Source organism: Methylophilus sp. DMC18 (genome assembly GCF_056314005.1).
The window spans coordinates 238,243-263,932 of record NZ_JBQUZE010000002.1 but is presented as its reverse complement, the minus strand read 5'-3'; the positions used below and the strand labels follow the sequence as shown (position 1 = coordinate 263,932).

At 51.3% G+C, this 25,690-nt stretch carries 26 protein-coding genes and 1 tRNA gene; 8 read left to right on the top strand and 19 right to left on the bottom strand.

Annotation, left to right across the window (positions count from 1 at the left end):
- Positions 1-10: 10 nt before the first annotated feature.
- From ACT53G_RS05170 to ACT53G_RS05160, 3 genes are all read right to left on the bottom strand, one after another.
- The gene (locus ACT53G_RS05170; protein WP_476154329.1) at positions 11-1,498 is read right to left on the bottom strand and encodes a helicase HerA-like domain-containing protein; all 1,488 of its coding nucleotides are present in this window, start codon (positions 1,496-1,498) and stop codon (positions 11-13) included.
- A gap of 222 nt (positions 1,499-1,720) precedes the next feature.
- Positions 1,721-2,263, bottom strand: a complete 543-nt coding sequence (locus tag ACT53G_RS05165) for a DUF302 domain-containing protein (RefSeq protein WP_476145585.1) — start codon at positions 2,261-2,263, stop codon at positions 1,721-1,723.
- A 71-nt stretch (positions 2,264-2,334) separates the two neighbouring features.
- Positions 2,335-3,261 carry a CysB family HTH-type transcriptional regulator gene (locus ACT53G_RS05160; RefSeq protein WP_194748072.1) on the bottom strand — a complete coding sequence of 309 codons (927 nt, stop codon included), beginning with the start codon at positions 3,259-3,261 and terminating at the stop codon, positions 2,335-2,337.
- 105 nt (positions 3,262-3,366) lie between these two features.
- Between ACT53G_RS05160 and ACT53G_RS05155 the strand changes: the two genes are divergently transcribed.
- The 7 genes from ACT53G_RS05155 to fdxA all read left to right on the top strand — a co-directional run bounded on the left by ACT53G_RS05155 (position 3,367) and on the right by fdxA (position 9,930).
- Complete coding sequence (locus tag ACT53G_RS05155; protein ID WP_194748074.1) at positions 3,367-4,137, top strand: sulfite exporter TauE/SafE family protein; 771 nt, start codon at positions 3,367-3,369, stop codon at positions 4,135-4,137.
- Positions 4,138-4,178: 41 nt separating this feature from the next.
- On the top strand, positions 4,179-5,843 hold the full coding sequence (locus ACT53G_RS05150) for a nitrite/sulfite reductase (protein WP_476168871.1): 1,665 nt from the start codon (positions 4,179-4,181) through the stop codon (positions 5,841-5,843).
- On the top strand, positions 5,843-6,460 hold the full coding sequence (locus ACT53G_RS05145) for a DUF934 domain-containing protein (protein ID WP_476168870.1): 618 nt from the start codon (positions 5,843-5,845) through the stop codon (positions 6,458-6,460). The genes ACT53G_RS05150 and ACT53G_RS05145 overlap by 1 nt, the downstream gene beginning before the upstream one ends.
- Positions 6,457-7,215: a phosphoadenylyl-sulfate reductase gene (locus tag ACT53G_RS05140; RefSeq protein WP_379075659.1), complete on the top strand. Its 759-nt coding sequence runs from the start codon at positions 6,457-6,459 to the stop codon at positions 7,213-7,215. Before ACT53G_RS05145 ends, ACT53G_RS05140 begins: the two co-directional genes overlap by 4 nt.
- An 84-nt stretch (positions 7,216-7,299) precedes the next feature.
- Positions 7,300-8,229 (top strand): sulfate adenylyltransferase subunit CysD, encoded by a 930-nt coding sequence (gene cysD / locus ACT53G_RS05135; protein WP_194748082.1) that lies wholly within the window; start codon positions 7,300-7,302, stop codon positions 8,227-8,229.
- 1 nt (position 8,230) lies between these two features.
- Positions 8,231-9,505, top strand: coding sequence for a sulfate adenylyltransferase subunit CysN (cysN, locus tag ACT53G_RS05130; protein WP_194748083.1), 1,275 nt, complete (start codon positions 8,231-8,233; stop codon positions 9,503-9,505).
- Positions 9,506-9,606: 101 nt separating this feature from the next.
- Positions 9,607-9,930: a ferredoxin FdxA gene (gene fdxA / locus ACT53G_RS05125; protein ID WP_194748085.1), complete on the top strand. Its 324-nt coding sequence runs from the start codon at positions 9,607-9,609 to the stop codon at positions 9,928-9,930.
- A gap of 76 nt (positions 9,931-10,006) precedes the next feature.
- Here fdxA and rnhB read toward each other — a convergent pair whose 3' ends face one another.
- From rnhB to ACT53G_RS05045, 16 genes are all read right to left on the bottom strand, one after another.
- On the bottom strand, positions 10,007-10,594 hold the full coding sequence (gene rnhB, locus ACT53G_RS05120; protein WP_476168869.1) for a ribonuclease HII: 588 nt from the start codon (positions 10,592-10,594) through the stop codon (positions 10,007-10,009).
- Between the two features lie 5 nt (positions 10,595-10,599).
- Positions 10,600-11,763, bottom strand: a complete 1,164-nt coding sequence (gene lpxB / locus ACT53G_RS05115) for a lipid-A-disaccharide synthase (RefSeq protein ID WP_194748087.1) — start codon at positions 11,761-11,763, stop codon at positions 10,600-10,602.
- Between the two features lie 12 nt (positions 11,764-11,775).
- Positions 11,776-12,555 carry an acyl-ACP--UDP-N-acetylglucosamine O-acyltransferase gene (gene lpxA / locus ACT53G_RS05110; RefSeq protein ID WP_338654634.1) on the bottom strand — a complete coding sequence of 260 codons (780 nt, stop codon included), beginning with the start codon at positions 12,553-12,555 and terminating at the stop codon, positions 11,776-11,778.
- Positions 12,556-12,595: 40 nt separating this feature from the next.
- Positions 12,596-13,060, bottom strand: a complete 465-nt coding sequence (gene fabZ / locus ACT53G_RS05105) for a 3-hydroxyacyl-ACP dehydratase FabZ (RefSeq protein WP_194748091.1) — start codon at positions 13,058-13,060, stop codon at positions 12,596-12,598.
- An 8-nt stretch (positions 13,061-13,068) separates the two neighbouring features.
- Entirely contained in the window at positions 13,069-14,130 is a 1,062-nt protein-coding gene (lpxD, locus tag ACT53G_RS05100) for a UDP-3-O-(3-hydroxymyristoyl)glucosamine N-acyltransferase (RefSeq protein WP_476168868.1), read from the bottom strand.
- 88 nt (positions 14,131-14,218) lie between these two features.
- Complete coding sequence (locus ACT53G_RS05095) at positions 14,219-14,719, bottom strand: OmpH/Skp family outer membrane protein (RefSeq protein ID WP_275355704.1); 501 nt, start codon at positions 14,717-14,719, stop codon at positions 14,219-14,221.
- Between the two features lie 51 nt (positions 14,720-14,770).
- A complete protein-coding gene (bamA, locus tag ACT53G_RS05090; RefSeq protein WP_476154317.1) occupies positions 14,771-17,092 on the bottom strand; it encodes an outer membrane protein assembly factor BamA in 2,322 nt (773 codons plus the stop codon).
- Between the two features lie 11 nt (positions 17,093-17,103).
- A complete protein-coding gene (gene rseP / locus ACT53G_RS05085) occupies positions 17,104-18,468 on the bottom strand; it encodes an RIP metalloprotease RseP (RefSeq protein ID WP_476168867.1) in 1,365 nt (454 codons plus the stop codon).
- Positions 18,465-19,673, bottom strand: a complete 1,209-nt coding sequence (ispC, locus tag ACT53G_RS05080; protein ID WP_476168866.1) for a 1-deoxy-D-xylulose-5-phosphate reductoisomerase — start codon at positions 19,671-19,673, stop codon at positions 18,465-18,467. Before ispC ends, rseP begins: the two co-directional genes overlap by 4 nt.
- Before the next feature lie 9 nt (positions 19,674-19,682).
- The gene (locus ACT53G_RS05075) at positions 19,683-20,510 is read right to left on the bottom strand and encodes a phosphatidate cytidylyltransferase (protein ID WP_275355710.1); all 828 of its coding nucleotides are present in this window, start codon (positions 20,508-20,510) and stop codon (positions 19,683-19,685) included.
- A gap of 19 nt (positions 20,511-20,529) precedes the next feature.
- The gene (gene uppS, locus ACT53G_RS05070; protein WP_338654650.1) at positions 20,530-21,288 is read right to left on the bottom strand and encodes a polyprenyl diphosphate synthase; all 759 of its coding nucleotides are present in this window, start codon (positions 21,286-21,288) and stop codon (positions 20,530-20,532) included.
- A 27-nt stretch (positions 21,289-21,315) separates the two neighbouring features.
- The gene (frr, locus tag ACT53G_RS05065) at positions 21,316-21,885 is read right to left on the bottom strand and encodes a ribosome recycling factor (RefSeq protein ID WP_445241971.1); all 570 of its coding nucleotides are present in this window, start codon (positions 21,883-21,885) and stop codon (positions 21,316-21,318) included.
- Positions 21,886-21,899: 14 nt separating this feature from the next.
- Complete coding sequence (pyrH, locus tag ACT53G_RS05060) at positions 21,900-22,616, bottom strand: UMP kinase (protein WP_194748107.1); 717 nt, start codon at positions 22,614-22,616, stop codon at positions 21,900-21,902.
- A gap of 214 nt (positions 22,617-22,830) precedes the next feature.
- Positions 22,831-23,706, bottom strand: a complete 876-nt coding sequence (gene tsf, locus ACT53G_RS05055) for a translation elongation factor Ts (protein WP_275355717.1) — start codon at positions 23,704-23,706, stop codon at positions 22,831-22,833.
- 184 nt (positions 23,707-23,890) lie between these two features.
- Entirely contained in the window at positions 23,891-24,634 is a 744-nt protein-coding gene (gene rpsB, locus ACT53G_RS05050) for a 30S ribosomal protein S2 (RefSeq protein ID WP_194748110.1), read from the bottom strand.
- A 165-nt stretch (positions 24,635-24,799) separates the two neighbouring features.
- A tRNA-Arg gene (locus tag ACT53G_RS05045) sits at positions 24,800-24,875 on the bottom strand.
- A 140-nt stretch (positions 24,876-25,015) separates the two neighbouring features.
- Here ACT53G_RS05045 and dhaL point away from each other — a divergent pair.
- The gene (dhaL, locus tag ACT53G_RS05040) at positions 25,016-25,645 is read left to right on the top strand and encodes a dihydroxyacetone kinase subunit DhaL (RefSeq protein ID WP_194748112.1); all 630 of its coding nucleotides are present in this window, start codon (positions 25,016-25,018) and stop codon (positions 25,643-25,645) included.
- Positions 25,646-25,690 lie beyond the last annotated feature (45 nt).

Below are 25,690 nucleotides of genomic sequence, written 5' to 3'. Positions count from 1 at the left end.
GACTTCACGGTTAACGCTTGCTTTTGCCATTCCCCATGATGGAGCCTAGCACGCCACGGATAATCGCCCGCCCCAGTTGTGAGCCGATGGCGCGCGCGGCTGATTTGGCCGCAGACTCCAGCACCGAGTCTGAGCGGCTGGTTTTACCGCCTAGAATGCCGCCCAAATCAAAGCCTGAACTTTCTTCCTGTTGTTGTGCCTGCGTCGCAGCACTGGCCTGCTCTGCCCGCTGTTTGAGAATCTCATACGCAGATTCACGATCCACCAGCTTGTCGTAAACACCCGCCACCAGAGACTGCGCCATCACCTGCTTGCGCTCCACATCGGTCGCTGGTCCCACACGGCTCTCGGGTGGACAGACAAACACGCGCTCAACCGGCGTCGGCGCGCCTTTTTCATCCAAAAATGATACCAGCGCCTCGCCCACGCCTAACTCGGTAATCGCTGTGGCAACATCCAGCTTGGGATTGGCACGAAAGGTTTGAGCCGCCACTTGTACCGCTTTCTGGTCGCGCGGGGTAAACGCGCGCAAGGCATGCTGCACCCGATTACCCAATTGACCCAACACCACATCTGGAATATCCAGCGGGTTTTGCGACACAAAGTAGACGCCCACGCCTTTGGAGCGCACCAGACGCACTACCTGCTCGATTTTTTGCATCAGAATGGTCGGCGCATCATTAAACAGTAAATGCGCCTCATCAAAGAAAAACACCAGTTTTGGCTTTTCCAGGTCACCGACTTCAGGCAGTTTTTCAAACAACTCGGAGAGCAACCACAGCAAAAGCGTCGCATACACACGCGGCGAATTCAGCAGCTTGTCCGCAGCCAGAATATTGATAAATCCCAATCCTTTGCCATCGGTTTGCATCATGTCTTCGAGATTCAAAGCCGGCTCACCAAACAGCACATCGCCACCTTCTGTCTCCAGTTGCAACAAGGCTCGCTGAATGGCACCAACACTGGCGGTAGAAATATTGCCGTACTGGGTCTGATAGGTGGCGGCATTTTCGGCACAATGTTGCGCCATGGCGCGCAAATCCTTTAAATCCAGCAGTAGCATGCCATTGTCATCGGCGATTTTGAAAATCGCATTCAAGACACCGCCCTGCACCTCATTAAGGTTCAGCATGCGTGCCAGCAGCAACGGCCCCATCTCACTCAAGGTGGTGCGCACCGGATGGCCTTTTTCACCAAACATATCCCAGAACATGACTGGATAGGCTTTATTCGCATAGCCAGTCAGCGCCAGCTGCTGCACACGCGCCTCCACCTTGGCGTTGCCACCGCCAACCTGACTCATGCCAGACAAATCGCCCTTCACATCAGCCATAAATACCGGCACACCAATGCGCGAAAACTGCTCCGCCAGACTTTGTAGGGTCACGGTTTTGCCCGTCCCGGTGGCCCCGGCAATGAGGCCATGACGGTTGGCCATTTTCGGCAGCATCACACTTTCGATGTCATTATTTTTTGCGATGAGCATAGGTTGAACCATGGAATGCACTCTTAACAATTAAAGTTAAGTTGAGTATAGGGGATGGCTCTAAAAAGGGGAAGATTGTTGTTTTGCCTTAAAGGAGAAATCGTTTAAAAAACTTTTAGCCACAGAGAACACCGAGAAAAGCGATGAGTGTGCACCACAGTAAATCAGAACATAGCGGATTGATGCTGCTCCCTCTGTGTTCTCTGTGGTTAAAAAATGTTTTTATAAGAACTATCAAAAATCCCCACGTCGGGCTTTTTCCATCAACTCAATCAAGGCATTTTCAAGCTGTTGTGCCGAGGCTTGCGCCCTGGCGGTGGGATGCTTGATATTTTTCAAGTCATGCGTGGGTCTGTCCAGCCCCAGGTAAAGTTGCCGCTTGCCGTGCGCATCCGGCTTTTCATAAATGGCCAGGCGGCAAGGCGCAAACACCAGAAATTCGGGGTGATCGAGGATAATTTCGGTGCCCATGCTCAGGTTACAAAAGGTGCGGACTTCTTTGATGCCTTGCGGATCCTGGCCGCGTTGTTTCATATGGTCACCAATCGGGAAGTTTGCAGGGTTTACAAAATTCATGCCCTCAGAGAGCGATTTAAGGCTATCCACCAGATCCTGGTAGCTCACGTCAGGCTGCACCGGCACTTCATAAATGGCGTTATCGAGATCGACGTCTGGCATGCCATGACCAATGACACGGACATGCGCCGGCGCGGCCCAAACCGAGCAATGGATAAAAAAACAGAGGCAACACCATCCCTTGAGGTGACTTAAACGCATGAAAGACCTCTCTATCTGTGAAGACTATGCAGCATTACAGCATGCCGCTACGCAGACCAATGTGACGCGCATCACAAGTCCTGATGCAAGGCCCGTTGCACACTGCGCTTGTCATATTGCGGTGACAGCATGGTAATAAAGTTAAGCATGTAATCACGCAAAAAAGCATCCCTGCGCACACCCAGATAAGTGGTGCTGTCAGGAAATAGATGGCTGCAGTCCAGGCTTTTTAGCGGTGCATCGCGGGTTTCCTCATAAGCCATATTGGCAATCAACCCAATACCCAGCCCCAGATTGACATAGGTTTTGATCACGTCGGCATCAATCGCCGTAAACACCACATTGGGCTGAAGACCGGCATCGTGAAAGACTTTAGACACCAGTGTGCCGCCAGTAAAGGCAAAGTCATAGGTGATCAGCGGATAGTTGACCAGATCTTTCAGGCTGATGGTTTTTTTTTCCAGCAAGGGATGTTGCGACGGCACGACCAGGCACCGGTTCCAGCTGTAGCATGGCAAGCACGACAAACGCTCATCCTTGCTGATGTTCTCGGTCGCAATGCCGATATCGGCTTCTCCGGCAGCAACCTGTTCGGTGACTTGCGACGGGTTGCCCTGATGAATCGTCAATTTCACATTGGGATACTGCGCCATGAACTGCTTGACCGCAGCAGGCAGGCGATAACGCGCTTGCGTATGGGTAGTGGCAATGGTCAGTTCACCACTGTCTTCGCGGCTGTATTCGTCGCCCACCCGTTTGATATTCTGCATGTCCAGCATGACACGCGCGGCCAGCTCGACAATTTTACGGCCAGGCTCAGTCACGCCGATGAGGCGTTTGCCATTACGCTGAAAAATCTGCAATCCCAACTCTTCTTCTAACAGCTGGATTTGCTTGCTGACCCCAGGTTGGGAGGTATGCAATGCCTCAGAGGCAGCAGAAATATTCAAATGCTGCCGCACCACCTCATGCACATACCGTAACTGGTGAAACTTCATAGATCACCCTTTATAACCAAAAGCTATATCATAGAAGAATTTATTATTAAATCAACACTTAAAAACTTGTTATGATGCCGCGCTTAACTTTTCAAGATACTCCTCATGGAATTCGGATACATATTGGCAGGCTTTGTCGTGGGCTTTTTGGTTGGTCTGACGGGCGTTGGCGGCGGCTCATTAATGACGCCGATTTTGTTGCTTATTTATAACATCAAGCCCGCCGTCGCCGTAGGGACAGACCTGCTCTATGCCTCGATCACAAAATCTGTGGGGATTTTTGCGCATGGCAAACTGGGGAATATTGACTGGCGTATCGTCAAACGCTTGGCCATGGGTAGCGTTCCAGCGTCTCTGTTAACCCTGTGGGCCTTGCACAGCATGGATTTACAGTCAGGCGAAGTGGTATCCACAATCAAATTCTGGTTAGGCATTGCCTTGATGGTGACCTCAGCGGCCGTGCTGTTACGCAACAAATTAATCGCTTTAGTCTCCAAAGACGAATGGATTCCAGCCCATTACGTACCTCCGGCCACCGTATTACTCGGGGTGGTACTGGGCGCGCTGGTCACGCTGACCTCGGTCGGTGCGGGCGCGCTTGGGGTAACAGCACTCATTCTGTTATATCCCAAGGAGAAAATCACCACGATTGTCGGCAGTGATATTGCGCATGCCGTCCCGCTAACGCTGGTGGCTGGTCTCGGCCATGCCTCCCTGGGCACCATAGACTACCAGTTACTCGGCACCTTGCTGATCGGTTCCATACCGGGCATTTACCTGGGTAGCCATATGAGCTCACGTGTTGCAGAACACTGGGTACGTATTGCCTTGGCTATGATATTGATTTATGTAGGCTTTAAGCTAGTTTTCCATTAAAATACTGCCTCTTCGCTTTTTGCGAACAAAGTGACTCAAGCATGTACAAATACGATCCTATAGACCAACAAATTGTTAATGAACGTGTCGCCCAGTACCGCGACCAGACCCGCCGCTATTTGGCAGGCGAACTCACGGATGAAGAGTTCCGCCCACTGCGTCTGCAAAACGGCCTGTATATTCAGCGCCATGCACCGATGCTGCGGATTGCCGTACCTTACGGACTCATGTCCAGCAAACAATTACGCAAACTGGCAGACATTGCCAAGCGCTATGACCGTGGCTATGGTCACTTTAGTACCCGTCAGAACTTGCAGCTCAATTGGCCCAAACTGGAAGACACCCCGGAGATTCTGGCTGAACTGGCGACGGTAGAAATGCACGCCATTCAAACCTCAGGCAACTGCATCCGTAATATCACGACCGACCAGTTTGCCGGCATTGCGCCCGACGAGATCATTGATCCGCGCGCCATTGCTGAAATCATGCGCCAGTGGAGTACCTTCCACCCTGAATTCGCCCTGTTGCCACGCAAGTTCAAGATTGCCGTCTCAGGCACTGAACAAGACCGTGCGATTGTGCAGGCGCATGACATTGGCCTCGAATTTTACAAAGACGCACAAGGCCAGATGGCGATCAAAGTCTGGGTGGGTGGTGGCTTGGGCCGTACACCGATCCTGGGCACTGTGATTCGCGAACATCTGGAATGGCAACATGTGTTGTCTTACTGCGAAGCAGTGATCCGTGTATATAACATTCACGGCCGTCGTGACAACATTTACAAAGCCCGCATCAAGATTCTGGTGAAGGCGCTGGGCATTGATGAATTCAGACGCCAGGTAGATGAGGAATGGGCCCACCTCAAAGACGGTCCACTCACCATCACTCAAGCCGAACTAGACCGCGTGGCACATTACTTTGAGCCCATGCCATACAAAACACTGCCTGCGCATGATGCGTCATTCGACGCTGCGGTCGCATGCAATCCTGCCTTTGCCGCCTGGGTGAAACGTTGTGTCCACGCACACCGTGTCCCGGGTTACCGCGCGGTGACCTTGTCGCTCAAACCACACGGCAAAGCGCCTGGAGACATCACCAGCGAGCAAATGCACGTGGTGGCTGACTTGGCCGATGCCTACAGTTTTGGCGAGCTGCGCTCCTCCCACGAGCAAAACCTGATCCTGGCCGACGTGCAATTGTCCGACCTATTTGCCGTGTGGGAAAAAGCCCGCGCAGCCGGTCTGGCCACGCCTAACATCGGCTTGCTGACGGATATTATCTGCTGCCCTGGCGGTGACTTCTGCAGCCTGGCCAATGCCAAATCGATTCCGATTGCCGAAGCCATTCAGATGCAGTTCGACAATCTGGACTACCTGTATGAAATCGGTGACCTTGAGCTCAATATCTCTGGTTGCATGAATGCCTGCGGCCATCACCATGTCGGCCATATCGGCATTCTGGGTGTGGATAAGGATGGTTCGGAGTGGTACCAGGTCACCATTGGTGGCAAGCAAGGTAATGATGCCAGCATCGGTACCGTGATCGGCCCTTCATTCTCGGCAGAAGAAATGCCAGGCGTAGTCAAACGCCTGATTGAGGTCTATGTGCGTGAGCGTAGCGACGAAGAGCGTTTTATCGACACGGTACGTCGTTTGGGCGTGGCGCCGTTCAAGGCCCATGTCTACGCTGAAAAGGAATCTGCATAATGAGTCAATTAATTCAACTTGATGCCAACGGCCACGCCAGCATTGTGGCGGATACCTGGACCCGCGTCATCCCGCCTGCGCCGGCAGAAGAATCTGTTCGCAAACAGGCGGGTAAAGTGGTGCTATTTAAACTCACCGGCGAACAAACCTACAGCCCGGAACAAATTGCCAATACCCAGATTCCTGCCACCGGCAAGATTCTGGTTCCCCTCACCGTCTGGCAAGCACGCAAAGCCGAATTGCAAGCGCGTCTGGCAGCGGGTGAACTTGGCATTGTGCTGGCCACCAATGAAACTGCCGAGACCCTGCAAGCTGAGTTTGCAGATTTGAACAGTTTGCCAATCATCGCCATTTATGTGGAACGCTTTGCCGATGGCCGCATTTTCACCTTGGGCAACTGGCTACGCACGCGTTACGGGTTTAAAAACGAATTGCGCGCGATTGGCGATGTATTGCGTGATCAATTGTTCTTTCACAAGCGCGCAGGCTTCACCAGCTTTTTAATTCGTGCTGACCGCTCGGCCGAAGATGCACTGGCCAGCCTGAATGACTTCAGCCAGCCCTATCAGGGCGCGGTAGGTGATGTGCCAGTGTGGAGAAGGATACAGCGCGCATGAGTTTCGGCGTCAGCATGCTCAAACCGGCAGCCAGCAATCCTGCGACACGCCCTGAGCTGACAGAAGCCCTGGTTGCTTCTGTCCAGGCCAAGCGCGCCCAAGTAGTAGCCCTGCTTCAGTCTGCGGCGGCAGAGTTTCCGGCCATCACTTTTGCCAATAGCTATGGCGCTGAAGACATGGTGTTGACTGACTTGATCGCCAAAGAGGCCCTGCCCATCGAGATTTTCTCACTGGACACGGGTCGACTGCCCGCAGAAACCTACACCCTGATGGGGGAAGTTGAGCACACCTACGCCACCAAACCGGTGGTGTTTTTCCCCAAGCATGAAGCCGTAGAGCAGTATGTGCGTAGCCAGGGCATCAATGCCTTCTATGACAGCATAGAACTGCGTAAGGCCTGCTGCCATATGCGCAAAGTGGAGCCGCTGCAACGTGCACTGGCTGGCAAACAAGCCTGGATCACCGGCATGCGTGCTGAACAAGCCACCACCCGCAGCAATTTGCCTGTCCGTGAATTTGACGCAGGCAACAAACTGGAAAAATTCAACCCGCTTAGTGACTGGACAGAAAAAGAAGTCTGGGCCTATATCCGGTTGCATGAAGTGCCTTACAACGCCCTGCATGACCAGTTTTACCCCAGCATTGGCTGTGCACCTTGTACGCGTGCCGTCGCCATGGGTGAAGATATCCGTGCCGGTCGCTGGTGGTGGGAAGATCCGACCAGCAAAGAGTGCGGTTTGCACGTAAAGAAATAGTTAACTGCCGGTAAAACGTTAAAGCAGTAATGAGCGTGTATCTACGTTGATCGGCGGTAAAAATTTGATTGGTAATAAATTAAGATGACAACGAAACAACCTTTATCACATCTCGACTGGCTCGAAGCTGAAGCCATTCATATCCTGCGTGAAGTGGCTGGTCAGTGCGCCAACCCTGTGTTGCTGTTCTCCGGCGGCAAGGATTCGTTGTGCATTTTGCGTCTGGCAGAAAAAGCCTTCCGCCCAGGTCGCTTCCCTTTCCCGCTCATGCATATCGACACCGGTCACAACTATCAGGAAGTGGTCAATTTCCGTGACCAGCGCGCTGCCGAGCTAGGCGAGCGCCTGATTGTGCGTTCAGTGGAAGACTCCATGAAGCGTGGCACTGTGGTGCTGAAAACGCCGGATGAGCCACGCAACAAACATCAGTCGGTGACCCTGCTGGAAGCCATTGAAGAGTTCGGTTTTGACTGCTGCATTGGCGGCGCCCGCCGTGATGAAGAAAAAGCGCGCGCCAAGGAACGGATCATGAGCTTCCGTGACGAGTTTGGCCAATGGGATCCGAAAAACCAGCGCCCGGAATTATGGAACCTATACAACGCCCGTGTGCACAAAGGGGAAAACATCCGCGCCTTCCCGATCTCGAACTGGACAGAAATGGATGTCTGGCAATACATCGAGCGTGAAAAACTGGAGCTGCCTAGCATCTACTTTGCCCACCAGCGCGATGTGGTGATGCGTCATGGTGCGATTTTCCCGGTCAACGTGCCGCTGACTTCTGGCGAATTGATCAACCAGCCCAAGGCCGGTGAAGAAGTCATCAACATGCAGGTACGTTTCCGTACCGTCGGTGACGTCACCTGTACAGCGCCCGTCATTTCTGATGCCGATGATGTGAGCAAAATCGTGGTAGAAACCGCCACCACCACCATTACCGAGCGCGGCGCAACGCGTCTGGACGATCAAACTTCCGAGGCTTCCATGGAGCAGCGTAAGAAAGAAGGTTATTTCTAATATGACAACACAACACAACGACTCTTTGCTGCGCTTCATGACCTGCGGCAGTGTGGATGATGGCAAAAGCACGCTGATTGGCCGCTTGCTGTACGACACCAAAACCATTCTGGCAGATACGCTCAACAACATTGAACGTACTTCGAAAAAACGCGGTATGGAAGCCGTGGATCTCTCCTTGCTGACCGATGGTTTGCAAGCCGAGCGTGAACAAGGCATTACCATTGATGTGGCTTACCGCTATTTCAGCACCGGCACCCGCAAATACATCATCGCCGATGCCCCTGGTCACGAACAGTACACCCGCAACATGGTGACCGCCGCATCAACGGCTAATCTGGCCATTATCCTGATCGATGCGCGTAAAGGCGTACTGACCCAAACCCGCCGCCACAGTTATCTGGCGCATCTGGTCGGCATTCCCCATATTGTCGTGGCAGTGAACAAGATGGATCTGGTCAATTATGACCAAGCCGTCTTTGACAAAATCAAGGCGGATTACACGGCATTCGCCACCGAGATCGGTCTGGCGCAAGCGCGTGACATCAAATTCATCCCCATGTCTGCACTCAATGGTGACATGCTGGTAGACCGTCTGGAGAATCTGAACTGGTACCAGGGCGAAACCTTGCTGGAGCTGCTGGAAGCGGCCCCGGCTTCAAATAGCGAGGCATCAGAAGCCTTCCGCTTCCCGGTACAGTTTGTCTGCCGCCCACATGATTCAGCCAATCCCGACCTGCATGATTTCCGTGGCTTTATGGGGCGCGTTGAGTCCGGCGAAATCGCCGTCGGTGATGCGGTCACAGTATTGCCGAACGGTTACCAGTCTAAAGTCAAGGCGATTCAACTGGGTGCCGAGCAACTGCAACGTGCGCAAACGGAGCAAAGCGTAACCCTACTGCTTGAAGATGAGATTGATACCTCACGCGGCGATATGATCGTGAAAACCAGTCAAGCGCCTGAAGCCGTCAAACACATTGAAGCACATGTCTGCTGGCTGTCAGAAACCCCATTGTCGCCGGCACGGACTTACATAGTGCGTCACACCACACGCGAATCCAAAGCGAAAATCGGCAGCATTCAATACAAGGTGGACGTCAACACGCTGGAGCAACAGGCGACTACTGATCTCAAAATGAATGATATCGCCCGCGTAAGCTTTAAGCTGGCGCAACCGCTGATGGTAGACAGCTATGATAAAAACCGTGCCACCGGCGCCTTTATCGTCATTGACGAGAGCACCAACAACACGGTTGGCGCAGGCATGATTGTCTAAACCAGCGCAAGCGGATGTCACACCAAGCCATCCATCGTCAATTTGGCTAAATTGCAATAAAATATCGTTTTGGCCCTAAAAGCCCACAAAGGATTTAAAACATGACTTATGTAGTAACCGAAAATTGTATTCAGTGCAAATATACCGACTGCGTAGATGTGTGCCCGGTAGACTGTTTTGTTGAAGGCCCTAACTTTCTGGCAATCAACCCGGATGAGTGCATTGACTGCACGCTGTGTGTGGCCGAATGCCCGGCAGAAGCCATTTTCTCTGAAGATGATGTGCCAGCCAACCAGCAGCACTTTATCGAACTCAATGCCCGTCTGGCAAAAGTCTGGCCGACCATTACAGCACGCAAAGAACCCTTGCCGAATGCCGATGAAATGAATGGCAAATCCGGCAAGACTGAACTGCTGGTCGAATAAGTTTTTCTGGCCTTGAGGTCACAAAAAAGCCGCTTTTTAAAAAGCGGCTTTTTTATTGCGACTGGCGTCCAAGTGTTTAACTGTCCATGGCTATGAGCAGTTTTTTAACCGGTGCATAACTGCGCCTATGCTCAGGCGTGACGCCATGTAAGGCCAGTCGCTCAAGATGCAACGCGGTGGGATAGCCTTTATGCTGGGCAAAGCCATACTCTGGATATTGCGCGTCTAATTCCAGCAATGAAGCATCTCTGGCCGTCTTGGCCAAAATAGAGGCTGCCGAAATTTCAGCCACTTTGCTATCGCCTTTGACAATGGCTTCACAAGGGATCTGGAATACAGGTTTACGATTACCGTCCACCTGGATCAGTGTGGCCTGTATATGAAACTGGTCGCACATGGCCTGGTAAGCGCGCTGCATGGCGAGCAGACTGGCCTGCAAGATATTGATCCGATCAATGTCTTGCGCACTGACGCTGGCGATGCCCCAGGCCAAAGCCTGTTCTTTGATGGTGATCGCCAGTGCATCACGCTTGGCTTCAGATAACTTTTTCGAGTCTGCCAGGCCTGCGATAGGTCTGGACGGATCCAGAATGACTGCGGCGGCATACACTGCGCCAGCCAAAGGCCCCCTACCTGCTTCATCAATACCACACAGGATATGCATCGCAGTTAAGCCTGTAGAAATTGTCTAATCACAGCCGCCGCCTTTTGCGCGCTGTTTTGCTTGAGCTGCGCGTGAATATGGCGATACTTTTCTTGTAGCGCACTCAAGCCAACTTTATCAGCCAGCAGATTGTAGAGTGTTTGCGCAATGCGCTCCGGAGTCGCGTCATCCTGCAGCAATTCAGGCACAATAAACTCACCAGCCAGGATGTTAGGCAAGCCAACATAAGGCTGCAGACGCATGCGTTTAAGCAATTGCCAGCTCATATTGGACATCTTGTAGGTAATGACCATCGGCTTCTTGAGCAACGCAGCTTCCAGTGTTGCCGTGCCAGAGGCGACCAGCACCGCATCTGCGGCTGTCATCGCATCATGTGCGTGACCAAACATGATTTGCAGGTCTATGCTGGTCTCAGGTTTTTGCGTTAATAACTGGTGCCAGGCACTGGTAAAAATATCACGGGTTTCTCGCGTCACCAATGGCACCAGAAACTGCGCTTGCTGGCCGTTTTCACGCATCAGGCGATCAAATACAATCGCAGTTTCCAGAACAAGTTCTGCATGAAACGTCACCTCAGACTGGCGGCTACCAGGCAGCATCGCAATGACCACTGTGTCTTTTTTGAGTTTGAGTTTCTCGCGGGCTTGCTCAACAGGCGGCTCCATCGGTAGCGCATCCGCCAGAGGATGGCCGATATAGGTGACAGGCACGCCGACCTGCTGGTAAAGCGCAGGTTCAAACGGAAACAAGGCGAGCATATGTGAAACCGCCCGCTTGATTTTGTGAATCCGGTTTTTACGCCACGCCCAGATAGAGGGGCTGACATAATGCACAGTCGCGATGCCCTTGGCTTTGAGCTTACGCTCCAGCCAAAAGTTAAAGTCTGGGGCATCAATACCGATGAACACATCCGGCTTTTCAGTGAGAATCTGCTTGTACAACTGGCGGCGTAACTTGAGCAGGCCCCACAGATGCTTGAGCACTTCAAGATAGCCACGTACCGATAAACGTTCAATCGGGAATAAGGATTTGGCACCCAGGCTCATCATTTTAGGACCCGCAATGCCAAAAATCTCGACGTCAGGTTGCGCTGCTTTCAGCTCCTGAATCAAGTGATAGCCCAGCAAGTCTCCGGAGGCCTCTCCCGCCACCATTGCAATCTTAGCCATAATCTGTGTGAATTAACGGACAATGCCGCGCGTGGTCTGCGCGAGAAAACGGGTCATCAAGCCAATTTCCGGGCAGGATGTTTCCATGTCAGCCAAGGCCGCTTTTGCTTCTTCTAACGACAAGCCTTGACGATAAAGCACTTTATAGGCGCGCTTGATTTGCTGTATGGTCTCAGCATTAAAGCCTCTACGCTTGAGGCCCTCGGCATTAATCCCATGCGGCTGCGCGTCATACCCCGCTGCCGTCACATAGGGCGGAATATCCTTGAACACCACAGACCCAACCGCGGTAATAATATGCTCACCGATCTGGCAATATTGGTGGATTAAGGTAAAGCCGCCAAGAATGGCATGATCATAAATAGTGACATGCCCTGCCAGCGAGGAGTTATTCGCCATGATGGTATGGTTGCCAACGATGCAATCATGGGCAATATGTACATAAGCCATAATCCAGTTATGACTGCCGATTTTGGTCGTGCCTTTATCCTGAACCGTGCCACGATTAAAGGTACAAAACTCACGGATGACATTGTGATCACCGATTTCAAGCAGCGTAGGCTCATCCTTGAATTTTTTGTCTTGTGGCTTTGCCCCTAGCGATGAGAATTGAAAAATCTCGTTATGCTTACCAATGGTGGTGGGGCCTTCAATCACCACATGTGAGGCGATTTTGGTACCCGCATCAATACGGACACCCGCACCTATGGTGCTATACGCGCCCACTTCGACCGAGCTATCCAGCTCGGCTTTGGGATCAATAATTGCGGTAGGATGAATCAAACTTTGCATGTTTCGCCTGCTACGCCCTCATGAGCGCAGTATCATATCGTTATTTTTCAATGGCTTTCAGGATACACATCATGTTGGCCTCGGCCACCACTTCGTCTCCTACTTTGGCCACGGCGACATATTTCCAGATACCCTTCAGGATACGGTCAATTTTGACATTGAGCACGATCTGATCGCCTGGGGACACCGGCTTTTTAAAGCGCACATTGTCTATGCCAGCAAAATAATATACGGAGTCATTGGTCGGCTTGGTACCCATCGTTTTAAATGACAGGATGGCTGCCGCCTGTGCCATGGCCTCAACAATCAAGACGCCCGGCATCACAGGGTGGTATGGAAAATGGCCTGGAAAATAAGGCTCGTTGACCGAAACGTTTTTGACGGCGGTGATCTCTTTACCCAACTCCATAGACAGTACGCGGTCAACCAGCACAAACGGATAACGGTGCGGTAAATGTTCTAGTATCTCATGAATATCCATGCTATTCATTGGGTTCTCAGCCATAGTCTCTCTCAATCTTTTGAATGTCTCTGTATATTGCTAATTGCTTGCTCAAGCTGCTTGAGCTTGAGCTGATATTGTTCCAGATGCCGGATATTGGCCGCGGTCCGCAACCAGTCTGCATGTTTTTGGAATGGCATGAGCGCCGTATAAGTGCCTGCCTGCTGGATAGAGCGCATAATCATGGAACCAGGCGAGATGGTGACACCATCTGCAATCTGCAGATGGCCCAAAATCATGGCCGCGCCACCGATTTTGCAATGTTCACCGATCACTGCACTTCCTGCGATGCCCACGCAGCCAGCAATCACCGTATGCGCGCCAATGCGGACATTATGGGCGACCTGTATTAAATTGTCCAACTTCACACCGTCTGCAATGACCGTGTCATCCAAAGCGCCGCGATCGACTGTGGTATTTGCACCGATATCCACGTGATTTCCGATCACTACCCGGCCTATCTGCGGTATTTTAACCCATTCGCCCTGCGCTTCTGCGTAACCAAAGCCATCATTTCCAATAATACAGCCAGAAAACAAATGGCAATGGCTGCCAATCTGGCTGCCATGCTTGACCACCACACGCGGTTCCAGCACGGTATGCGCACCAATGCTTACATCGTCTTCGATCACGCAACCGGCACCAATTCTGACCCCTTCGCCCAGCACAACGCGGTCACCAATATAAACCTGCGCCTCAACGGTTAACTCAGACGCATGCTGTACCGCTTGCCCAAGCACGGCGGTTGCATGAATCTGGTTCTGGTAAGTACGCGGCGGATTCAATAGCGCGGACAGCCTTGCGAAGTAGGCATAAGGATTATCCGTCAGAATACACGGCAGAGCCGTTAAATGCTGATGCTCAGGCCGTAAAATGATGGCAGATGCCTGGGTGGCCTGTAAGGATTGTGTATATTTGGTATCGTTAAAAAAAGCAATGCTGCCTGGCTGCGCCTGCGACAAGGAAGCCATGCGAGACACGGTCAGGGCGCTCGCATGTTGTGACTGCTCGCCTAGCCATAGCTCACCGCCCAGAGACGCAACAATCTCTTGTAATGTATAGTGTTGCGCCATAAAAAAACAACCCTAGAAAACAACTTTAGAAAAATAACTCGAAAACAACATGACTAAGCAGCGGACAACCCAAAGCCAGGCAAAATCTCTATTTTTTACCTAGCAATTTCAGCACTTTATCCGTGATATCAATACGCTTGCTGGCATAAGCAACTCCACTGTAGGCGACTAGATCATAGCCTTCGTTCTCAGCCACAGTCTGCACCGCTTTATTGATACGTTCTTGCAACAAGGCCAGCTCTTCATTTTTGCGCAAATTAATATCTTCACGCAATTCACGCTGCTTGCTCTGAAATTCAAGGCGTGAATTGTTCAATTGACGCTCTTTCAGGCGGCGATCTGACTCAGTCAGGTTTGAACGATCATGATCGAGCTGCGTTTCCAACTCACGAATCTGTTTTTGCAGCTTATCAAGCTCGAGTGAGCGCGGACTAAACTCTTTTTCAAGCTTTTTACCCGTCTCGGCGGTTTGCGGTGCCTCTTGCAGAAGCTTGTCCACCTGTACATACCCGACTTTGTAATAATCGGCGGCTTGTGCATGAGCACAACACAATACAATCGCTAGCACGCTAAACCAGATGCTTCTCATGAGAGTCCTCCTTTCCGCGCCAGCATGATGAGTGATTTGACACTGCATGCGTTAGAACTGCTGTCCAAACTGGAATTGCAGCACTTGTGTGTTGTCATAACTTTTACTATTCAAAGGCTTGGCCAGTACCAATTTCAACGGTCCAAATGGCGACACCCAGGTCACGCCTGCACCGGTTGAGAAACGCAAATATTCCGAGTTAATCGGATCATCTTGCCCGTAAACTCCCCCCGCATCCAAGAACACACTCAGACGGAACTGACTAGACTGGGTGACGAACGGCACTGGCATAAACAATTCCGCATTGCCTAAAACCTCTTTGGTGCCGCCCAGCGCATAGGTTGAACCTGACGTTGGGTTTATACCTCTAGGGCCTAATGAAGAGTTCACAAAACCGCGGACACTGTTTACACCACCCAGATAAAAGTTTTTAAAGAAAGGATAGTTTTTACCACCATAACTGTTCGCATAGCCAACTTGCCCGTTCAGCATGAAGGTAAAGTTATCATTTAACTCTTTATACCAGGCATGCTGGTAAGTGGTTTTGTAATACTGCAGATTGAGTCCTGGCACACTGACTTCGCCAGAGAGTCTTTGTAACACACCGCGATGCGGGAAAAGAATGCTGTCCCTGGAGTCAAAGGTCCAGCTGGCATTGGCCACTAAGGAGTTGCTGTCACAGCCACTGGTATTACCGCAGAAGTTAATGTATTGGATCGGACTGCTGCTACTCAAACTGACATTGGTAAAGTCTAGCGTCAGCCCGGCATTGACAAAGTCCCTTTCTGACAGCGGCATACCAAAGTTAACACCCACGCCATAAGAACGGCTGCTATACGTACCCACATTTAACAAACTACTATTGGTATTACCAGTGTTGACATCACGCCGGTAAATATCAAAACCACGACTGATCCCGTCTGGGGTGAAGTATGGGTTGGTATAGGATAACGAGTAGGTTTTATTGTAGTTACTGGTATTAACCACCAACGCGACACGGTTACCGGTGCCGAGGAAGTTCGGCTGGTTGACGTTGAAGCCCAGAATCACGCCACTGCTACTGGACAAACCAGCACCGAACTGGACACTACCGGTGGCCTTTTCTGCAACCGTCACGTTCATATCGACCTGATCATTGATGCCAGGGACAGAAGGCGTCTCCAGCTCGACCGTGTCAAAGAAGTTCAAGCGCTGGATACGCTCTTTTGAACGCTTGATTTTATCGCCTGCATACCAGGCAGACTCTAGTTGACGCATCTCGCGTCTGACCACCGCGTCACGCGTACGTGTGTTGCCTTGTACGTTAATCCGTCTGACATAAACTTTACGGCCGGGATCAACAAAGAAGGTAAATGCAACAGTATGCTCTTGCTTGTTGATCTCGGGCACCGCGTTGACATTAGCAAAGGCATAGCCTTCTTCACCCAGCTTGTCATTGATGTTTTTGCTGGCGTCGGTGACTTTTTGGCGATTGAATACTTCGCCATCCTGAATATTAATCAGTTTGCGCAGATCGTCTTCTGGCAGCAATGTCTCGCCAGCCAGCTTGGTTTTGCTGATATTGTATTTATCACCCTCGGTGATATTGATGGTGATATACACGTCCCGCTTGTCTGGCGAAATGGAAACTTGGGTGGAATCAATCGCAAACTCCAGATAGCCCTGGTTCATGTAAAACGAACGTAAGGCTTCTAGGTCCGCCGTCAGCTTTTGCTTGGAATACTGGTCATCCTTGTTCCACCAACTCATCCAGTTTGGGGTCGTCAGTTGAAAGTTTGCACGCAAATCCTGCGTGGTAAACAAATGATTACCCACGATATTGATATCGCGGATTTTGGCTGCAGGGCCTTCGGTAATCTCAAAGCGGATAGCGACGCGGTTACGCTCCAGCGGACTTGCCGTGGCTTTAACCTCTGCGCTGTACTTGCCTTGTGACAGATACTGGCGCTTGATTTCCTGTTCGGCGCGATCTAACTGGGCTTTATCAAAAATCTGCCCTTCGGCAATGCCGATCTGCTTCAGGCCCTCTTTGATTTTGTCCGTTTGAAACGATTTGTTTCCGCTAAAATCAATTTGTGAGATAGAGGGGCGTTCCTGAACGGTGACAACCAGCACATCGCCTTCATTTTCAATACGCACATCCTTGAAAAATCCGGTGGCATAGAGGGATTTAATCGCTTGCGCAGCTTTTTCATCACTCATGACATCGCCCACCTGCATGGGCAGGTAGTTAAATACAGTCCCCGCCTCGGTGCGTTGCAAACCTTCAACGCGGATATCTGAAATGACAAACGGTTCTGTGGCGTAAGCGCTGAAATGCATCACCCCAGCTAACAAACCCAACCACAATTTGGAACTTGATTTTATTCTCATTAACTATGCTTTCAACCAATCAGGTAGCGATTAATGTCGTTAAAAAAAGCAATTAACATTAACGCGCCCAATATACCCAAACCCAGTCGCTGACCAATCGCCAGCACACGTTCAGGTAACGGTTCTCCTCGTATCAACTCCGCCATATGATACAACAAATGACCGCCATCCAATACTGGAATCGGTAGCAGATTCATGACCGCAATACTGATACTGAGCAAAGCAATAAAGCCGATGTAGGGTTTAATGCCCATATCGGCCGACTCACCAGCCGCATCGGCAATACTGACCGGGCCACTGATCGCCTTGAGTGATGCCTGACCCGTGACCATTTTTCCCAACATTTTGAGGGTGAAGGCAATGGTCTCCTGCATTTTTTCCAACGCCCGGCCCGCCGCCTGCATCAGACTAAAGTGCCTGACCACTTGATAAGGCGTCAAATCCACTGCTGCCATATCCACAGCCGCCCCCAGACGGCCAATTTTCTGACCACCCTGCAGAGTCAGTTCTGGCAACAGCTTGACTTCATAGAACCTTTCAGCCCGCTGGTATTCCAGCTTGAGCGCTTGCTCGGGACTCGCACGGACCAGTTTGACGAATTGCTGCCAGTCTGCAATCGGCTTTTGATTCACCTTGAGGATACGATCCCCAGGCTGCAAGCCACTTTTCTCAGCCACCGAGCCAGGCAAGACCTCCCCAATCACTGCTGGCACCGTCGGCATCAAGACGGCCAAACCCACTTTCTGCATCACCTCGCCATCTGGCTCGCCCGCTAACTGTTGCAGCGGCAACTGATGCTGATGCAGCTCGCCTTGCGGGGTTTTGGTCACGACACGCAGGCTACGGTGTGCCATCCATTGACCCAGCATTTGCCACTGCACCTCTTGCCAGGTCGCCACCGCTTGACCATCCAGCGATACAATCAGGTCGCCTTGGCGCAGTTTGGCGGCCGCTGCCAATGAGCCAGGCTCGACCGGACCAATCAAGGGTTTCAGGCCAGTCTCGCCTTGCGCAATCAATCCCCAGTAGCACACGAATGCCAGGAGCAGATTGGCCAGCGGGCCGGCAAATACGATCCACATTTTGGCCGCAATGGACTGACGATCAAAGGCCTGTGACCAATCCACATCGGGACGAGAAGGCATTTCAGTCGCTTCACGGCTATCCAGCATTTTGACGTAGCCGCCGAGCGGGATCCAGGAAAGCACCCATTCTGTGGCCTGGGGATGGGCTTGAAACTTGAAAATCGGCCGACCGAAGCCGATGGAAAATTTCAGGACACGCACGCCACAACTGCGGGCGGCCAAATAGTGGCCAAACTCATGGATAGTCACCAGCACGCCTATGGCGACAATAAAAGCCCAGACCGAAGTCATACACTCGCCACCTTGCGCAAGGGGCTGACCGCCTGAGCAGCCAGCGCATGCTCGACAAACTGTCTGGCCTGCTGATCAACCGCCAGCAATTGCTCAATCGAGCTGACTGTTTCGACCGGCAGCGATTGCAAGGTACGTTCTATCAGGCATGGAATATCCAGATAATGGATTTTTTCCTGCAAAAAGGCAGCGACCGCCACTTCGTTGGCGGCATTCAGGATTGCTGGCGCCGTGCCGCCTGCAGCCAAGGCCTCATAAGCCAGATGCAAACAGGGGAAACGTTGCGTATCAGGCGCCTCGAACTCCAGCTTGGCGACGTCAATCAAACTCAAGGGTTTGACCCCAGAGGCAATTCGGTCTGGATAGCCCAAGCCATAGGCAATCGGCGTACGCATGTCTGGATTACCCAGTTGCGCCAGAATGCTGCCATCCACATAAGAGACCATGGAATGAATCACACTTTGTGGATGCACAACTACTTCTATCTGATCTGGACGCGCATCAAACAACCAGCGCGCCTCGATCACTTCCAGCCCCTTGTTCATCAAGGTGGAAGAGTCTATCGTAATTTTTGCACCCATCACCCAGTTCGGGTGCTTGAGCGCCAAGGCAGGCGTCACTTCCTGCAATTGTGTCTGTGTATACCCGCGGAACGGGCCGCCTGACGCGGTGAGAATAATCTGATTCACACCGACATCTGCCAGCGCATGATAGCTCTGACGCGGCATGGCCTGAAAGATCGCGTTATGCTCGCTGTCAATCGGCAGCAGGGTGGCCTGACCCTGCTTGACGGCATCCATAAACAATTGGCCAGCCATCACCAGAGTTTCTTTATTAGCCAGCAGGATTTTCTTACCCGCACGGGCCGCGGCCAAGGCAGGCAACAATCCGGCAGCCCCAACTACGGCCGCCATCACGATGCTAACGTCTTCATGCGCAGCGACTTCACTCAAGCCATCTAAGCCAGACAATACCTCCACCGGCAGTTGCTCGGCAGCCAGGCATTGTTTTAGTTGTCGCGCGGCTTCCGCATCCTGCATCACAGCAAATCTTGGCTGGTATTGGGCACACTGTTGCAACATGAGGTCAACTCGACTGTGTGCTGCCAGCGCGAACACACCATAGCGCTCAGGATGCTGGGCAATCACATCCAACGTCTGCTGACCGATGGTGCCAGTGCTGCCTAGTATGGTGACGTATTGCAAATCAACCTCTTAAAATGAATGAGCTTGCGCGCAGAAGTGAAACCAGAACAGCAGGCACAGCCCGACCGGCAACGCTGGCACAACGCCATCGACCCGATCCAGCAAGCCGCCATGCCCAGGCAAAAACTGTCCACTATCCTTGAGGTTGGCTCGGCGCTTGAAAAATGACTCAAACAAATCGCCATAAATCCCCACCACCGTCACCAGCCACAAGCCTGGGAAAATCCAGCCTGTAGCCACCCAGCCGCTGCCATACAAAATCCCCGCATAGCCTGTGACGGCGATTAACGCCCCAAGCACGCCCTCCCAGGTTTTGCCTGGACTAATCGCTGGCGCCAGTTTGTGACGGCCAAATTGTTTACCCGCAAAATAAGCCGCACTGTCAGCCAGCCAAATGGTGGAAATAATCACCAGCAGCACATAGGGATTCACCGCTTTTGCGACAACCAGCGCCATCCATAACGACAGCATCAGTCCGGCACCCACCCATGCATTCACAAAGGCACTGTTAAAAAAAGTATTGAAGTATAAGGCCACTGGCACAATCAATAGCCAGAATAGGCTGGCAAGTGCAAATACCTGTAACGATTGATAAAAAAACCAGTGAAAGCCCAGGTTAAGCAGGCCAAACAACAGGACTACGCCCGCCAGACTAGAAATTGCCAGATACACCGTGGTTTGCACACGATTAAACTGCAAAAAGCCAGACCATTCACGCAGGCAGACCAGCGACAATCCCAACATAATCAGGGCCCAAGCCAGCAATGGCAGCAAAAATAAGGCTGGCAAAAACAATCCCAGCAAGACAACCGCGGTCACAATTCTTGTTTTTAGCATATCCTTGCTTTTAGTCTCTCTAGGCGTCGCTACCATCAACCAGTTGCTCACTGGTGCGGCCAAAGCGGCGTTCACGTTGACGGTATGAAGAGAGTGCGGCTTCAAAGGCGTCATCATCAAAATCGGGCCACAAGGTGGGCGTAAAATACAATTCAGTGTAAGCCAACTGCCAGAGTAAAAAGTTACTGATACGGGTTTCACCGCCGGTGCGGATAAACAAATCCGGCTCTGGCGCATATGGCATGGAAAGGTAAGGCAACAGATCACACTCCTCGATCTGCTTGAGGTCGGGCCGTGCCTGCATTAACTGGTTCATGGCATTGACCACATCCCAGCGTCCACCGTAATTGACAGCAATCGTCAACACCAGCCCGGTATTGGCAGCCGTTTTCGCTTCGGCCTCGATCATTTTTTGCTGTAATGCTGCGTTAAAGGCACTACGATCGCCAATCAGTTTCAGGATCACATTGGCGTCATGCAGTTTCTTGACTTCGCGGTCCAGGGCCTCCAGAAACAGGCTCATCAGAAAAGTCACTTCCTCCTGCGGGCGGCGCCAGTTTTCACTGCTAAACGCAAACAGGGTGAGGTAGTTGATTTGCAGCCGGACACAGGCCTTGACCATGGCGCGCACAGATTCCAGGCCACGTTGATGCCCGGCGACACGGGGCAAAAAACGTTTTTTGGCCCAGCGCCCATTGCCATCCATAATGACGGCGACGTGCTGGGGCACTTCCTGAACAGGCGGGACTTCTTTGGTAGAGCTTGAGAAAAAACCCAAAACAGTTTCCGTTCGCGCAAATGGCTGTTAAACAGCCATCAGGTCCGCTTCTTTTTGTTGCAGAATTTTATCGACTTCCGCCACGGCTTTGTCTGTCATTTTTTGCACTTCATCTTGTGCGCGGCGCTCATCATCTTCAGAAATAGCTTTGTCTTTAATCAGTTTTTTCAGCGCATCGTTTGCATCACGGCGCACATTACGGATCGCCACTTTGGCGCCCTCGCCTTCCTGACGCACAATTTTGGCGAGGTCGCGGCGACGCTCTTCGGTCAACATTGGCATAGGTACGCGAATCAAATCACCATTGGTAGCAGGGTTAAGCCCTAAATCACAGTCTCTAATCGCTTTTTCAACTTTGGCAATCATGTTTTTTTCGTAAGGCTGCACATTCAAGGTACGTGCATCTCCCAAATTGACATTCGCAACCTGATTGACTGCCACCATAGAACCGTAGTACTCCACCATCACATGATCCAGCAAGCCGGTGTGTGCACGGCCAGTACGGATTTTTGCCAGATCCACCTTCAGGGACTCCAGCGATTTATGCATTTTCTGCTCGGCAGATTTTTTAATGTCTTCAACCATTTGATTCTCCAATCGACGCGCGGGGCTTAAGCCATCACGCGCGTGCCTTCATTTTCACCCAGAATGACACGCTTCAACGCGCCTTCTTTAAAGATACTGAATACCGCAATCGGCATTTTCTGATCTCGGCACAGCGTAAATGCAGTTGCATCCATCACTTTGAGGTTTTTATTGATCGCCTCGTCGTAGGTCACCATATCATAACGGGTCGCTGTCGGATCTTTTTTCGGATCTGCCGTGTAAATGCCATCGACCTTGGTCGCCTTCAATACAATTTCGGCATCAATCTCAACGCCGCGCAAAGCAGCTGCCGTGTCCGTGGTAAAAAACGGGTTACCAGTACCCGCGCCAAAAATCACCACCTTACCTTCTTCCAGGTAACGAATGGCTTTACCGCGGATATAAGGCTCAGCGACCGCCTCAATATTCAATGCACTCTGCACACGTGCTGGCAAGCCTGCGTGCTTCATGGCATCCTGCAAGGCCATCGCGTTCATCACCGTGGCCAGCATACCCATGTAATCCGCAGTTGCCCGGTCCATACCCTCTGCGGCAGGGGCAACACCGCGAAAAATATTGCCACCGCCGATGACTATGCCTACCTGTACGCCCATACTGACGATTTCTTTGACTTGCGCAACAATAGCCGTCACTGTTTCGCGATTAATGCCATATGCGTCATCGCCCATCAGCGCTTCACCTGATAACTTGAGTAATATGCGCTTGAAAACAGGTTGTGCCATAATTATTTTCCCAAACTCAAAAATGTGCCTATTTAATCACAAAAACGTCATTTTTTGGATGTTGCAGGCGCAATTAGAAATAAAACTAGTGATTCGCGGTAAAACCACAAGGCTGATCCATAAAAACCAAAATTCAGCCATAAAACAAAATTCAGCCATAAAAAAAGTGGAATCCTAAGATTCCACTTTTTGTGAGACGCTACTAGCCAGTCAATTAGACTTTTGCAGCAGCAGCCACTTCAGCCGCGTAATCGACTACGGCTTTTTCAATGCCTTCACCCACGATGTACATGCTGAAAGAAGCCACGCTTGCCCCTTTGGATTTCAGCAATTGCTCAATGCTCAGCTTGTCATCTTTCACAAAGGCCTGGCTCAGCAAAGTCACTTCTTTCAAGAACTTCTGCACCGTACCTTCTGCAATTTTTTCCAGCATGGCTTCTGGCTTGCCAGCTTCTTTGGCTTTTTCGATAGCCACACGACGCTCGGCTTCAATCAGCGCAGCATCCACACCACTGGCATCCAACGATTTTGGTTTGGCTGCAGCAATATGCATTGCAATGTCTTTACCCAGCGCTTCGTCACCACCCACCAGATCAACCAGCACACCAATTTTGCTACCATGCACATAGCTGAACAATTGGCCTTGTGCTTGTGTACGCACAAAACGACGTGGGGTGATGTTTTCACCAATTTTACCAACCAGTTGCGCACGCACAGACTCCGCTGTTTCGCCACGCAATGGTAAAGCGCCTACCGCGTCAATGTCAGCAGGATTGTTTTCATTTACAGTTTGCGCCAATTCGCTCACAAACTTGAGGAATTCTTCGTTCTTGGCGCAGAAGTCAGTTTCAGAGTTCACTTCGATCAGTGTACCCAGTTTGCCATCAGCGGTGATGCTGATGCCTACGGTGCCTTCTGCAGCCACACGGCCAGCCGCTTTGCTTGCCTTGTTACCAAAGCGTACACGCAGAATTTCTTCCGCACGGGCCATATCGCCTTCAGCTTCTGTCAAAGCCTTTTTACAGTCCATCATTGGGGCATCGGTGCGCTCACGTAAGTCTTTCACCATGCTTGCGGTAATTTCAGCCATTTATTTGCTCCTTTTATTCAACGACCTGAGCGGTCGCCATCAATATTCTTTTCACTATACAGAGACTGTGTGACAGCCAGATTGCGCCAGACACCAGCGCATTTACGTGCCCATTCTGTCAGCCTATGCAACAGAAGACACAATAGAAAAAGGGGCGATGCGCCCCTTTTCATGCCACCGGGAATTACTCAGCCACTGCCTCAGCAGGTGCAGCTTCTTCCTGTGCAGCCTTCACGATTTCAGAAATCGCGTTTGCACGACCTTCCAACACGGCATCAGCCATGCCACGTGCGTACAAGCGGATTGCGCGTGAAGAGTCATCGTTACCAGGGATGACATAAGTGATGCCATCTGGTGAGTTGTTGGTATCCACGATACCAATCACTGGAATACCCAGTTTACGTGCTTCAGTAATCGCGCCGCTTTCATGACCAACGTCGATCACGAAAATCGCATCTGGCAAGCCACCCATCTCTTTAATACCACCAATGGAACGCTCCAGCTTTTCGATTTCACGCTTGATGCCCAAAGCTTCTTTTTTACCGAACTTGTCAATGCTGCCATCAATCATCATGGCCTCAAAGTCTTGCAAACGCTTGATAGATTGCTTCACGGTTTTGAAGTTGGTCAGCATACCACCCAACCAGCGATGGTTCACGTATGAACAACCAGCACGCTGTGCTTCTTCTTTCACGATATCGCGGGCTTGACGCTTGGTGCCCACAAACAGAATACGGCCCTTGTTTGCTGCCAAAGTGCGCACATATTTCTGTGCCTCTTCAAACAGTGGCAGGGTTTTTTCCAGGTTAACAATATGAATTTTGTTACGATCGCCAAAAATGAACTCTGCCATTTTCGGGTTCCAGTAACGAGTTTGGTGACCAAAGTGAACACCGGCCTCCAACATTTGACGCATAGTCACGGACATGATTTTATCTTTCCATTCAAAGGGTTATTCATAAACTTGCAATCAAAAACACCGCATTTAACGGCACCCAATGTGATTGCAAGCAAGTGTTTGACAAAAAAGTCAATCCAAAATTATAGCGCTTAATCCGAATACTATCAAGCACTTAAGCATTTTCAGCTAAGCTGGCGTCCCCGTCAGGACTCGAACCTGAAACTAGCCCTTAGGAGGGGCTGGTGATATCCTGTTTCACCACGAGGACAGCGGCGCTATTTTAAACGCTTGTCTGCAAAACGACCACCCTGTTATTCAAAATCGCTGACGCCTCCCTCAGCCAGCTTGCCGAGCCCGATGGCTGTGAGTAACATGCACCTACAAACTTTCTAACTGACAGACAGAGATATGGATACTAACTCTATCAATCGTTATGCCTCGGCGATACGCGAGGCAATTGTTGCGCATGAAGCGGATATCGAATGCCTGGACCGCGAAATAGGCGATGGCGACCACTACATTAATATGAAGCGTGGCTGTGAAGCGATTGCAGGACTGGCAAACGAACTCAATGGCCTAGACGCATCTGATGCCCTGAATAAAATTGGCATGAAATTACTGAGCACCATAGGCGGGGCATCTGGGCCGTTATTTGCAAGCTTTTTTATGGCCATGGGCAAATCGCTTAAAACCAGTGAAGCAATCAGCATCAACCACCTTGCCGCCGCATTTGACGCTGGTGTACAAGCCATTATGCAACGGGGCAAAGCCCAGACCGGTGAAAAAACCATGCTGGATGTGCTGGTCCCCGTCGCCCAGACCTTTAAACACATGGCAGAACAAGGCCACACCCGCCCGGAAATTGCAGCCGCCCTGAAAAAGACAGCCAGTGAAGGTCTTGAGTCCACGCGCAATATGCTGGCCACCAAAGGTCGCGCGGCTGGATTGGGTGAGCGCGCCATTGGTCATCTCGATGCGGGGGCAAAAAGCTGCCAGGTCATGATTCATGCAGTATGCGATCTCGTGCTTGCCGGTTAAGGGCATTGCAGATCAAGTTTGCCCCACTCACCCCTCTACGCGGCG